Annotated in this window: 9 protein-coding genes and 1 pseudogene; 2 read left to right on the top strand and 8 right to left on the bottom strand. The window is 70.7% G+C overall.

The window, feature by feature from the left end:
- Window positions 1-45: 45 nt before the first annotated feature.
- Window positions 46-1,305, top strand: a pseudogene (locus tag ACZ56E_RS33605) (MFS transporter); the annotation flags it as partial.
- 667 nt (window positions 1,306-1,972) lie between these two features.
- Here the strand turns inward: ACZ56E_RS33605 and ACZ56E_RS33600 are convergent.
- Window positions 1,973-3,220, bottom strand: coding sequence for an FAD-binding protein (locus tag ACZ56E_RS33600; protein ID WP_471220034.1), 1,248 nt, complete (start codon window positions 3,218-3,220; stop codon window positions 1,973-1,975).
- A gap of 167 nt (window positions 3,221-3,387) precedes the next feature.
- Between ACZ56E_RS33600 and ACZ56E_RS33595 the strand changes: the two genes are divergently transcribed.
- Window positions 3,388-4,500 carry a glycoside hydrolase family 43 protein gene (locus ACZ56E_RS33595; RefSeq protein ID WP_471220032.1) on the top strand — a complete coding sequence of 371 codons (1,113 nt, stop codon included), beginning with the start codon at window positions 3,388-3,390 and terminating at the stop codon, window positions 4,498-4,500.
- Window positions 4,501-4,560: 60 nt separating this feature from the next.
- Here the strand turns inward: ACZ56E_RS33595 and ACZ56E_RS33590 are convergent, their stop codons facing one another.
- From ACZ56E_RS33590 to ACZ56E_RS33560, 7 genes are all read right to left on the bottom strand, one after another.
- Window positions 4,561-5,709 (bottom strand): aldose epimerase family protein, encoded by a 1,149-nt coding sequence (locus ACZ56E_RS33590; RefSeq protein WP_471220030.1) that lies wholly within the window; start codon window positions 5,707-5,709, stop codon window positions 4,561-4,563.
- Between the two features lie 32 nt (window positions 5,710-5,741).
- Complete coding sequence (gene mmsB, locus ACZ56E_RS33585; protein WP_468302435.1) at window positions 5,742-6,971, bottom strand: multiple monosaccharide ABC transporter permease; 1,230 nt, start codon at window positions 6,969-6,971, stop codon at window positions 5,742-5,744.
- 10 nt (window positions 6,972-6,981) lie between these two features.
- Window positions 6,982-8,520 carry a multiple monosaccharide ABC transporter ATP-binding protein gene (gene mmsA / locus ACZ56E_RS33580; protein ID WP_471220284.1) on the bottom strand — a complete coding sequence of 513 codons (1,539 nt, stop codon included), beginning with the start codon at window positions 8,518-8,520 and terminating at the stop codon, window positions 6,982-6,984.
- A 17-nt stretch (window positions 8,521-8,537) separates the two neighbouring features.
- Window positions 8,538-9,647: a multiple monosaccharide ABC transporter substrate-binding protein gene (chvE, locus tag ACZ56E_RS33575; protein WP_471220028.1), complete on the bottom strand. Its 1,110-nt coding sequence runs from the start codon at window positions 9,645-9,647 to the stop codon at window positions 8,538-8,540.
- A gap of 3 nt (window positions 9,648-9,650) precedes the next feature.
- Window positions 9,651-10,619, bottom strand: a complete 969-nt coding sequence (locus ACZ56E_RS33570; protein WP_471220026.1) for a hypothetical protein — start codon at window positions 10,617-10,619, stop codon at window positions 9,651-9,653.
- Window positions 10,620-10,785: 166 nt separating this feature from the next.
- A complete protein-coding gene (locus ACZ56E_RS33565) occupies window positions 10,786-11,799 on the bottom strand; it encodes a zinc-dependent alcohol dehydrogenase (RefSeq protein ID WP_471220024.1) in 1,014 nt (337 codons plus the stop codon).
- Window positions 11,796-12,962 carry a mandelate racemase/muconate lactonizing enzyme family protein gene (locus ACZ56E_RS33560; protein WP_471220022.1) on the bottom strand — a complete coding sequence of 389 codons (1,167 nt, stop codon included), beginning with the start codon at window positions 12,960-12,962 and terminating at the stop codon, window positions 11,796-11,798. The genes ACZ56E_RS33565 and ACZ56E_RS33560 overlap by 4 nt, the downstream gene beginning before the upstream one ends.
- Window positions 12,963-13,000 lie beyond the last annotated feature (38 nt).

The following is a 13,000-nucleotide window of genomic DNA, read 5'->3' as shown; positions in this document are numbered from 1 at the left end:
TCGAACTTCTCACCCCACCCGATTCGAGCCCCACGAGCGTTCGCCATGTCTGCCGTTGCCCCCGCCACCCGCACCCACCTCTGGCGCACCCTGCCCGCCCTGCCCCGGCTGCTGATCGCCACCCAATGCGCCTTCAACATCGGCTTTTTCGCCGTGCTGCCATTCCTCGCCGACCACCTCGGCGACGCTCTCGGCCTCGGCGGCTGGCTGGTCGGGCTCGTGCTGGGGCTGCGCACCTTCAGCCAGCAGGGGCTGTTCGTCGTCGGCGGCACGCTCACCGACCGGTACGGGCCACGGCCTGTCGTGCTCGCCGGGTGCGTGCTGCGGGCCGTCGGCTTCGGCTGGCTCGGCTTCGCCGACGCGACCTGGTCCGTCATCGGCTCGGTGCTGCTCGTCGGGTTCGCGGCGGCACTGTTCTCGCCGGCCGTGGAGACGGAGATCGCCAGGCAGGCGGTGCGTCACGAGGAGGCGACCGGCGTCGAGCGGACCCGGGTCCTCGGCCTCTTCTCGGCGGGCGGCCAGGCGGGTGCCCTGGTGGGGCCGGTTCTGGGTGCGGCCCTGCTGGCGGGCGGGTTCCGGGTGGCCTGTCTCGCGGGGGCGGGGGTGTTCCTGGTGATCCTCGCCGCGCACGGCCGGCTGATGCCGGACACGCGCGCGGGCGGCGCGGGCGCGGGCGGCGCGGCCACGGACCGCCCGTCGCTGCGGGGCGGTGTACGGCAGATGCTGCGCCACCGCGCCTTCCTCGGCCTCTGCCTCGCCTACAGCGGCTACCTCCTCGCGTACAACCAGCTCTACCTCGCCCTGCCCGCGGAACTGGACCGCTCCCTCGGCTCGCAGGCCGCGCTCGGCTGGCTCTTCGCGCTCTCCTCGGTCCTGGTCGTCGCGGGTCAACTGCCCCTCTCCCGCTGGATCGCGGCGCGGCTCTCGTCTCCGGCGGCACTGCGGTGCGGCCTCGTTCTCGTCGCCGGGTCGTTCGCGGCGACGGGGGTGCTGCTTCCGGTGGGCGGTGTCGTGCCGTCGCTGGCGTTCGTGGTGCTGCTGACGCTCGGGCAGATGCTGGTGGTCCCGGCGGCCCGGGCCTGGCTCCCCGACCTGGTCGAGGACCGCAGACTCGGCTTCTTCACGGGGGCATTGTCCTCGGTCTCCGGCGCGGTGGTCCTCGCGGCAGGCGCCCCGGCGGGCGCCCTGCTGGAACGGGGCGGAGCGATACCGTGGGCAGTGCTGGCGGCGGTGCCGGTGCTGGGGCTTGTGGGGGTACGCCGGGTGCCGCGCCGCTCCGAAAGCCCTGGGCCGCCAGGCCCCGCCAAACGCACCCGCCTCGCGGAACTCACCGAGCCCGCCCGGGCCGCCGAGCCCTTCGGGTCTGCCGAGCCCGCCGCATCCGCTGGGGCCGCCGAGTCCGCCAAGGCCGCCGGGACTGCCGAGTCCGCCGAGCCTGCCCGGGCTGCCGAGCCCGCCGCATCCGCCGGGGCTGCCAAGTCCGCAGAGCCTGCCAAGTCCGCCGGGGCCGTCGGACCTGCCGGGGCCGCCGGGCCGGCGGGTGCCGCCGGGCCCACTGAACCCACCGAGTCCGCCGAGTCCATCGAGTCCGCCGGGACCGCCGCATCCGCCAGAGCTGCCGGGCCTGCCGCATCTGCCAAGCCCGCCGGGCAGGCCGGGCAAGCCGGGCAAGCCGGGCAGGCCGGGCAGGCCGGGTCTGCCCGGGCTGCAGCATCTGCCAACCCCGCCGGGCCGGCGGGTGCCGCCGGGCCCACTGAACCCGCCGAGTCCGCCTACTCCACCGACTCCACCGAGTCCGCCGGGACCGCCGCATCCGCCTGGGCTGCCGGGGCCGCCGCATCTGCCAAGCCCGCCGGGCGGCCGACTGGGGCCGCCGGGTCCACCGCCCCCGCCTGAACCCCCCCGCATCCGCCGGACCCGCCAAGCCCACTAGCCTGCCAATCCCACCGAACCCCCCGCCTCCCACCCCCGCCTAGAAAAGACCCCGGACGAAGGCGTTGCGGAACTTGCCCGGCGGGTCCAGCTTCTCCGCGAGTGCTGTGAAGTCGGCTCGGCGCGGGTAGCGGGCGTGGAGGTCGGTGGGCGGCAGGGTGAAGACTTTGCCCCAGTGGGGGCGTGGGGCGAATGGGGCAAGGTGGTTTTCGAGCAGGGTGACCGCCGGGAGCACCGCCGTCGGGTCCGGGGCCCAGGTGAAGTGGAAGGCCACCGTGTCGCGGCCGTACGCGGGGCTCAGCCACTGCGTGTCGGCGGCCACCGTGCGGACCTCGCAGACCTGGAGGACCGGGGCGATCGAAGCGCGCAGGGAGTCGAGCGCGTGGAGGGCGGCTAGCGCGTCCCGCCGGGGGAGGAGGTACTCCGACTGGAGTTCGGCGCCGCTGCTCGGGGTGAACGCCGGACGGAAGTGCGGCAGCCGCTCGTGCCAGGGCCCCGGTATCCCGTGTTGGTGCGTGCAGTTGACCGCCGGCATGCCCGGCACGGGGTGTGCGGGCGCGGTGGCGGGCCGCGCCCACGGGAAGTCGGCCGGCGGCCCGTCGGCGCGCCGCTTCAGCCACACCTGCGTGAAGCGGGAGCCGCGCCAGTCCGTGAAGAGACTCACGCTGTACGCCGCCGCGCTCACCGCCCCGAAGTCAAGCCCGGCCAGCGGGAGTTCGCCGTACACGTGCTGGCATACGTCGAAGGCGGGCTCCACGTCCAGGGTGAGGGCGGTGACGACACCCAGCGCGCCCAGCGCGACCACGGCGCCGTCGAAGCCGTCGTCGCCCCGGCGCACCGTGAGCAGGGAACCGTCCGCCGTGATCAGCTCGACGGCCCGGACCGCCGAGGACAGGGGCTGGTTGCCGTTGCCGGAGCCGTGCGTGCCGGTGGCGACCGAGCCGGCCACCGAAATGTGCGGCAGGGAGGCCAGGTTGGGGAGGGCGAGGCCCTGCGCGTGGAGGTGGCGGGTGAGTTCGGCGTAGCGTACGCCGCCCGCGACGCGCACGGTCCGGGCCGACGTGTCGACGTCGACGGACGGTTCGAGCCCGGCCAGGGAGACCAGGGCCCCGCCGGACCCAGGGTCGACGTCGGCGATCCTGTTGAACGAGTGCCCGGTGCCGAGGACCCGCACCTGGCGGCTGCCCGCGATCAGGTCCCGCAGTTCGTCGAGCGAGCGGGGGCGGTGCAGCTCGCCGGTGGAGAAGGTGATGTTTCCCGCCCAGTTGGTCCACGTGCCGCTCGTCATCCCCGGTACTCCCTCGGTGTCGACCTCGTCCCGTCCTACCCGTTGACCAGCTCCGAACACGCCTTTACCGTTTCGGCGTTCGACATCACAGATGTTGTTCGAAATCACGGACGTAACCACGGACGTCATCACGGACGTCCCCTCGCTCCGGAAAGGCGCGCCAGCGTATGAACCCCAGCGAACCCACCACGAACCCCGGCCGACACCCGCACCCGCACCCACACCGCAGACTCGTACTGAAGGGCGCCGCCCTCGCCGCAGGCACCCTCGCCGCCGCCCTGGCCGTCGCCCGCGCCGCGACGCCGGACACCTCGGCCCGCGCGCCCCACGCCGCCCTCTCCTTCCCCAACCCCCTCGTCCGGCAGCGCGCCGACCCGCACATCCACCGCCACACCGACGGCCGCTACTACTTCACCGCCACCTCCCCCGAGTACGACCGCATCATCCTGCGCCGCTCCCGCACCCTGCGCGGCATCGCGACCGCCGAGGAGGCCGTCGTCTGGCGCAAGCACGCGAGTGGTGACATGGGCGCGCACATCTGGGCGCCGGAGATCCACCACATCGACGGCAAGTGGTACCTGTACTTCGCCGCCGCGCCCGCCGACGACGTGTGGAAGATCCGTATGTGGGTCCTGGAGAATCCCCACCGCGACCCGTTCAAGGGCACCTGGACGGAGAAGGGGCGGATCGTCACCGCCTGGGACACCTTCTCCCTGGACGCGACCACCTTCACGCACCGCGGCTCCCGCTACCTCGCCTGGGCGCAGTACGAGCCAGGCATGGACAACAACACCGCCGTGTTCCTGTCCCGCATGGCCAACCCCTGGACGGTGACCGGGCCCCAAGTGCGGCTCACCACACCCGAGTACGACTGGGAGTGCCGCGGCTTCAAGGTGAACGAGGGTGCCTCGGTGATCCGGCGCAACGGGCGCGTCTTCATGACGTACTCCGCGAGCGCCACCGACGCCAACTACTGCCTGGGCCTGCTCACCGCCGACGCCCGCAGCGACCTCCTCGACCCGAAGTCGTGGACGAAGTCGCCGAAGCCCGTCTTCACCAGCAACGACACCACCGGGCAGTACGGGCCCGGCCACAACTCCTTCACCGTCGCCGAGGACGGCCGCACCGACGTCCTCGTCTACCACGCCCGCCAGTACAAGGACATCACCGGCGACCCGCTGCACGACCCCAACCGCCACACCCGCATCCAGCGGCTGGGCTGGAAGGCCGACGGCACACCGGACTTCGGCATCCCCGTGGCCGACGGCCGCAGCTCCTGAGAAACAGCGCGACCCGGCCACCTGGCCGGGTCGCGCCGAGCTCCGGACCTACGGCCCGGATCAGCGGGCGGAGAAGGCGTGGACCGTGCTCGACCGGTAGGTCTCGCCGGGCCGCAGCACCGTGGAGGGGAACGACGGCTGGTTCGGGGAGTCCGGGAAGTGCTGGGTCTCCAGGCACAGCCCGTCGCCCTGGCGGTACGTGCGTCCGGAGGGGCCCGTCAGCGTGCCGTCGAGGAAGTTGCCGGAGTAGAACTGCACGCCGGGCTCGGTCGTGGCGATCCTCATCGTGCGGCCGGACTCCGGGTCCCGCAGGGTCGCGAAGTGTTCGGGGCGGCGGGTGATGCCCTTGTCGAGGACCCAGTTGTGGTCGTACCCCTTGGCGGTCACCAGCTGCGGATGGGCGACGCGGATGTCCTCGCCGACGCGCTTCCCGCGCCGGAAGTCGAAGGGCGTGCCCGCCACCTTCGCCAGCTCACCCGTCGGGATCAGCCCCGCGTCGGTCGGCGTGAACCGCCCCGCCAGGAGCGAGAGTTCGTGGCCGTAGATGTCGCCGCTGCCCTCGCCCGCCAGGTTGTAGTACGTGTGGTTGGTGAGGTTCACGACGGTCGCCTTGTCGGTGGTCGCCGCGTAGTCGATCCGCCAGTCGCCCCTGCGGGTGAGGGTGTACGTCACCTTCACCCGCAGCGTCCCCGGATAGCCCATCTCACCGTCGACGCTCACATGCCGGAGGACCAGACCGACACCGGAGGACCCGGCGAACGGCTCCACGTCCCACACCCGCGTGTCGAAGCCCTTCGCCCCGCCGTGCAGGCTGTTCTCCCCGTCGTTGACGGACAGTTGGTAGGACTTGCCGTCCAGGGTGAAGCGGCCGCGCGCGATGCGGTTGCCGTACCGGCCGATGAGCGCGCCGAAGAACGTGGTCCCGGCGACGTACGCATCGAGGTTGTCGTAGCCCAGCGAGACGTTGGTGTACCGGCCGTGCCGGTCGGGCAGTTCCAAAGACTGCACGATGCCGCCGTACGAAAGGACCTTCATCCGCGTGCCGCCGTTCGCCAGCGACCAGAGGTACACCTTCGTCCCGTCGGCGAGCCTGCCGAACAGCTCCTTGGTGGGTCGCGCGCCGTCCGCCGCGTGCGACGTGCCGGCGACGGCCGCGGTGAGGCCGGTGGCGGCGGCCGCCGCCAGTACGGTGCGTCTGCTCGTTTCCATGTGCCGCTCCATAAGGGTGAGTTGGACTGTGACTACCGGCCGACCTTGCGCTTGTTCCAGACGTCGAACCCGACCGCGGCGAGCAGCACCAGACCCTTGATGACCTGCTGGTAGTCGGTGCCGATGTTGACCAGGGACATGCCCTGGTTGAGGACGCCGAGCACCAGGCCGCCGATCACGGCGCCCATCACCGTGCCCACGCCGCCGCTCATCGACGCGCCGCCGATGAACGAGGCGGCGATCGCCTCCAGTTCGAAGTTCAGGCCCGCCTGCGGGGTGCCCGCGTTCAGTCGCGCCGCGTACACACAGCCCGCGAGCGCCGCCAGCACACCCATGTTGACGAAGATCAGGAAGGTGACGCGCTTGTCCTTGACGCCGGACAGCTTCGCCGCCGCCTTGTTGCCGCCCAGCGCGTACACGTGCCGCCCGATGACGGCGTTGCGCATCACATAGCCGAGGCCGATCAGCAGGCCGCACATGATGAGCAGCACCACGGGCACACCGCGGAAGCTCGCCAGGGTCAGCGTGAAGGCGATGACAGCGGCGCTGATCGCGACCAGCTTGGCCACCCACAGGCTCGTCGGCGTGACGTCGAGGTCGTACGCCAACTGCTGCTTGCGGCTGCGCCATTCACGGAAGACGAGGAACGCGACCGTCACGAAGCCGATGACCAGCGTCGGGTTGTGGTACTGCGTGTACGGGCCCATCTCCGGAATGAAGCCCTTGGCGATGTTCTGGAAGCCGTCGGGGAACGGCGAGAGGGACTGGCCCTCCAGGACGATCTGCGTGAGACCGCGGAAGAGCAGCATGCCGGCCAGCGTCACGATGAACGACGGGATGCCCACGTACGCGATGAAGAAGCCCTGCCACGCCCCCGCGACCGCGCCGATCAGCAGCGAGAGGACGAGCGCGAGCACCCACGGCATGTCGTGTTTGACCATCATCACCGCCGACATGGCGCCGACGAAGGCCACCAGCGAACCGACGGACAGGTCGATGTGGCCGGCGATGATGACGATCATCATGCCGATGGCCAGGATGAGGATGTAGCCGTTCTGCTGGATCAGGTTGGAGACGTTGCTCGGCAGCAACAGGACGCCGTCCGACCAGATCTGGAAGAGGATGACGATGAAGGCCAGGGCGATCAGCATGCCGTACTGGCGCATGTTGGAGCGCACGCTGCGCAGCAGCAGTTCGCCGACGGAGGCCTTGGCGGGTGGCGTGGCCGCGGTGTCGCGCGGGGGCGTGGTCGTGGTGGTCATGGCGGATGCCTCAGCTTCTGTTCTTGGTCATGTGGCGCATCAGGAGTTCCTGGGTGGCGTCCGCGCGGTCGACCTCACCGGTCAGCCGGCCCTCGGCCATCGTGTAGATCCGGTCGCACATCCCGAGCAGCTCGGGCAGTTCGGAGGAGATGAAGAGGACCGCCTTGCCCTCGGCCGCGAGCTTGTCGATGACGGTGTAGATCTCGTACTTGGCGCCGACGTCGATGCCGCGCGTCGGCTCGTCGAGGATCAGCACATCGGGGTCGGCGTGGATCCACTTGCTCAGCACGACCTTCTGCTGGTTGCCTCCGGAGAGCCGCCCCACCTGCTCGAACACCGTGGGCGCCTTGATGTTCATCGACTTGCGGTAGCGCTCGGCGACGGACCGCTCGTGGTGCTCGTCGACGAAACCGTCCCGGCGCCGCATGCCCGGCAGTGAGGCCAGGGAGATGTTGCGGTTGATGTTGTCGATGAGGTTCAGGCCGTATTGCTTGCGGTCCTCGGTGACGTACGCGATGCCCGCGTCGACCGCGGCGGGCACCGTCTTCGTGACGACCCGGCGGCCGCCCACCGACACCGTCCCGGATACGTACTGGCCGTACGAACGCCCGAACACGGACATCGCGAGCTCGGTGCGGCCCGCGCCCATCAGGCCCGCGATGCCGACGATCTCACCGCGCCGCACGGTCAGCGACACGTCGTCGACGACCTTGCGCTGGTGGTCGACCGGATGCCGCACCGTCCAGCCCTCGACGGCCAGGGCGGGCGAGCCCGCGTCCTCGCCCTCGTAGGGTGTGCGGTCGGGGAAGCGGTGATCGAGGTCGCGGCCGACCATGCCGCGGATGATGCGGTCCTCCGACAACTCCGGCTCGGCGTCCGGCGTCTCACGGACCGTCAGCGTCTCGATGGTCCGCCCGTCGCGCAGGATCGTCACCGAGTCGGTGATGGCCCGGATCTCGTTCAGCTTGTGGGAGATGATGATGCTGGCGATGCCCTGCTCCCGCAGGCCCACGATGAGATCGAGGAGCTTCGCGCTGTCCTCGTCGTTGAGCGCGGCCGTCGGCTCGTCCAGGATGAGCAGCTTCACCTCCTTGGAGAGCGCCTTGGCGATCTCCACCAGCTGCTGCTTGCCCACGCCGATGTCGGCGACCGGCGTCTGCGGCTTCTCGTTCAGACCCACCCGCTTGAGCAGCGCGCTCGCCCTGCGCAGTGTGTCGTGCCAGTCGATGAAGCCGCGCCTGGCCTGTTCGTTGCCGAGGAAGATGTTCTCGGCGATGGACAGGTACGGGACGAGTGCCAGCTCCTGGTGGATGATCACGATGCCGTGCCGCTCGCTGGCGCGGATGTCCTTGAAGGCCATGCGCTCGCCCTCGAAGTGGATCTCGCCGTCGTAGCTGCCGTGCTCGTGGACGCCGCTGAGAACCTTCATCAGCGTCGACTTGCCCGCGCCGTTCTCGCCGCAGATCGCGTGGATCTCCCCGGCCCGCACGGTCAGGTTCACATCGGAGAGCGCCTTGACGCCGGGGAACGTCTTGGTGATGCCGCGCATCTCGAGTACGGGCCTGCTCACTTGAGCTGCCCTGCCGTGAAGTACCCCTCTTTGACGAGGAGTTGCGTGTTCGACTTGTCGATGCTGACCGGGTCGAGGAGGTACGACGGCACGGTCTTCTTGCCGTTGTGGTAATTGGTGGTGTCGTTGACCTTGGGCTTCTTGTCGTTCAGGACCGCGTCGCCCATCGCCACCGTCTGCGCGGCCAGCTTCCGGGTGTCCTTGAACACCGTCTGCGTCTGCTCCCCGCGGATGATGGACTTCACCGACGCCAGCTCCGCGTCCTGCCCGGTGATCACCGGCAACGGCTGGCTCTTGGAGCCGTACCCCGCGCTCTTCAGCGCGGAGATGATGCCGAGCGAGATCCCGTCGTACGGCGAGAGGACCGCGTCGACCCGCTCCGAGCCGTAGTTCTTGCTGATCAGGTCGTCCATGCGCTTCTGCGCGGTGCCGCCGTCCCAGCGCAGCGTGGTGGCCTGGTTCATCCTCGTCTGCTTGCTGCGGACGGTGAGCTGCCCGGACTTGAAGTACGGCTCCAGCACCTTCATGGCGCCGTTCCAGAAGTACTTGGTGTTGTTGTCGTCCGGCGAGCCCGCGAATAGCTCGATGTTGTGCGCGTCTCCGCCCTTCTCCGGCTTGCCCAGCTTCAGCTTGTCGACGATGTACTGCGCCTCGAGCCGGCCGACGCGCTCGTTGTCGAACGACGCGTAGTAGTCGACGTTCTTCGTGCCGAGGATGAGGCGGTCGTACGAGATCACGGGGATGCCGGCGTCGTGCGCGCGCTGCAGGACGTCGGTCAGCGCGGAGCCGTCGATGGCGGCGACCACCAGCAGGCTGCGCCCCTTGGTGATCATGTTCTCCAGCTGGGCGACCTGGTTCTCGACCTTGTCGTCGCCGTACTGCAGATCCGTCTTGTAGCCGGCCTTGCGGAACTGCTCGGCCATGTTCTTGCCGTCGGCTATCCACCGCTCGGAGGCCTTGGTCGGCATCGCGAGTCCGATGGTGGTGCCCTTTCCGGCGTCCGGCTTGTAGCGGCTGCCGCCCTTGGCCTCCTGGCCGCAGGCGGTGAGCGAGCCGAGCAGGACGGCGGTGGCCACCGCGGCGGTGAGGCGCGTGCGGGTGCGCATGGGTCAGCTCCTTTCCGGGAAGCGGTTCAGGTCGCCGGGCAGGCGCGAGCCCAGCGGCGACATCCCGGCACCGGCGCCGTGCCGGGCCAGCAGATCCAGGGCGAGCCGGCCGCGGCGCACGCGCTCGCGGGCGGTGTCGAGGGTGACGTCGCGCAGCTGCGCCCCGTACGGGTAGAGGGCGGGCGCCTTCGCCAGACCGAACTTCAAATAGAGGGGCGCGCCGCGCCGGATCAGCTCGGCGATCTCGTACATGCGGATGTAACCGCCGAGGTCGTCCGGCGCCTCCACGTACATGTCCATCGGCGCACCCGACACCCGCCGTATCTCGGTGAGGTGAGCGAGCGTCAGGTCGCTCGGCACGTTGAGCGAGTCCGCGCCGAGCCGCTCGTACACCGCGTAGGCGGCCGGGTTGACCGGGCCGATCAGGGCGGACACCTTCAGCGTCGTGTCGGCCGGGATGATCCCCGCGGTCCGCGCGCGGTGCAGCGTCCACAGCACACCCTCGTCGGCGACGAGCAGACACTTGACGCCCAACTCCGTGGCCCGCACAGCATCTTCGATGCACCCGGCGACTGCGTCGTGGCCGCGGGCGCGCAGCCCGGCCCCGCGCGAGTCGGTGCGCACGGAGGCGCCGGTGTCCCAGGTGCCGCGCGGCCCGGTGAACAGGCAGAGCTCGATGTCGCGCTCGGCGGCCGTCTCCACCATCTCCGTGATCTCGGCGTCGGAGAGCATCCACACGCCGCTGCCCTGGCTGATGCGGTGGATCGGCACGTCGAGCCGCGCGGCCTCCTTGAGCACGACGCCGAGCGCCTCGGGCCCCTCGACCGACGGAATCTCGACACGCCAGGTGCCACCGTCGGGAAACCTGTGGGGCGAGGCGTCGGCGGGATCGGGGGAGGGGGCGGCGAGCCCGAGCGCGGTGAGGGCGGGTTCGCCGGGCTGTCGGGGGAGAGAGGTGGAGGGGTCGGTCACGGTGTTCCTTTGCGTGAGATCGCGTAGTTCGAAATATCGAACGAAGTTCGTGTCATGGGGTGTGCTTCGGTGAGGCCGCGCAAGCGGGGGGCCCGCGTGCGGTGTGCTCAGGGGCGCGGGGAACTGCGCGACCAGCCACACACGGCCCGCAGACGAAGAGAAGAGCTCAGGGCAGCAGCAAGACCTTCCCGGTCCCGGGATCACCACCCCCGACCAGCGCAACCGCCTCCCCGAACCGCTCCAAGGGAAACTCATGCGTGATCAGCGGAGCCGGATCGAGCAGCCCGAGCTCGAACGCCCGCACCGCGTCGGCCCACGCACCGGACGACGCCCCGAAGACGGACCGCACCTCCAGCTGGCTGACGGACAGATGCACGGGATCGATCCCGACGGCCCCCTCCGCGAACATCCCGGTGAGCACCACCCGCCCGCCCCTGCGGGCGAGCAGACACGACGAGGCGGCCGTGGTCGCCGCACCCGCCGTCTCGACCACCAGGTCGAAGGACCCGTTCACGGCCCCCGCCTCCGCGGGAGTGAGCGCCGACGTCGCCCCGAACCCCAGAGCCAGCTGCCCACGGGCCGCGCGCGGATCGACGACGGCCAGCTCCGCGGGGCTGCCCGCCGCGAGCCACTGCACCGCGAGCAGCCCGAGCGTCCCCGCCCCGACCACCGCGACCCGCTCACCGGGCCGCGGCCGGCCCGCCCGCACGGCCGCCGCGATCACGGCGGACGGTTCGAGCAGGGCCGCGGCCCGCAGATCGGCGTCGCCACGCAGCGGATGCAGCAGCCGCGCGGGCACGACGACGTGGTCGGCGAAGGCGCCGGGTTCGGTGAACCCGGTCTCCGCGTAGCCGCCGCCGCACAGGCTCGTCTCGCCGTACCGGCACCGCTCGCAGACGCCGCACGCGCGAAAGCCCTCGGCGACGGTCTTCCGCCCGACCAGGCCGGGGTCGACCCCCGTGCCGACGGCCACCACGGTCCCGGCCCACTCGTGGCCGGGAACCACCGGGTAACGGACGTACGCGGCGTCGCGCTGTCCGTCGTACACCTCGCGGTCGCTCATGCAGATCCCGGCGGCGGCCACCTCGACGAGGACCTCACCGGGGCGCGGCTCGGGGCGCTCCCCGGCGACGAGGCGGTGGCTGCCGGGGCGGTCGACGACGACGGCGCGCGACGTCATGCGTCGGCCCCGCCCGGCGTCCGCTTCTCCCAGCCCTCGGCCCACAGGTCGAACCGCGCCCGCTGCTGCGGGAACTCGGCGGCGGCGTCGGTGTCCAGCTCGACACCGAGACCCGGCGCGTGCGACAGCTCGAAACAGCCGGTCTCCGGGTCGACCTGCGGCGCGCCCTTCACGACCTTCTTGATGTCCGCGTCCGCGAAGTCGTTGAAGTGCTCCAGGATCTTGAAGTTCGGGGCGGTGAAGCCGACCTGGAGCGAGGCGGCGGTCAGCACCGGGCCGCCGACGTTGTGCGGGGCGACCAGCATGTAGTGCGTCTCGGCGGTGGCCGCGAGCTTGCGGGTCTCCCAGATGCCGCCGATGTGGCCGACGTCGGGCTGGATGATGTCCACGGCCTGGCTCTCGAACAGCTCGCGGAACTCGATCCGGTCGTGGACGCGCTCGCCGGTCGCCACCGGCATGTCGACCCTGGCGGCGACCTTCTCCAGCGCCTTCAGGTTCTCCGGCGGTACGGGCTCCTCCAGCCAGGCGGGCCGGAACGGCGCGAGGTCGCGCGCGAGCCGGACGGCTGTGGCGGGCGAGAACCGGCCGTGCATCTCCAGCATCAGCTCGGCGTCGGGCCCGATGGCGTCGCGCACGGCCTCGATCAGCGAGACCGCGTACAGGCTCTGCTCGTGGTCCAGTTCGTAGTGGCCGGTCCCGAACGGGTCGATCTTCAGGGCGCGGTAGCCGCGATCCATGACGCCCTGGGCGGCCTTGTGGTACGCCTCCGGGGTGCGCTCCGTGGTGTACCAGCCGTTCGCGTACGCCTTGACGCGGTCGGTGACCTTTCCGCCGAGCAGCTGCCAGACGGGCACGCCGAGCGCCTTGCCCTTGATGTCCCAGCAGGCCATCTCGATGACGGCGATGCCCGACATCACGATCTCGCCGGCCCGGCCGTAGTCGCCGTACTTCATCCGGCGCACGAGGTCCTCGACCGCGAACGGGTCGGAACCCTTGATGTGATTGGCCTCCGCCTCGCGGAGGTAGCCGATGAGCGCGTCGGTGTGGCCGAGCATGCGGGTCTCACCGACACCCGTCAGGCCCTCGTCGGTGTGGACCTGGACATAGGTGAGATTACGCCACGGCGTCCCGACCACATGCGTGCTGATTCCCGTAATGCGCAAGGCAGTTGCCCCTTGACTTGTTCGGTATTTCGTCACAC

Source organism: Streptomyces sp. NPDC039480 (assembly GCF_055597165.1).
This window is presented reverse-complemented; position numbering and strand designations above follow the sequence as displayed.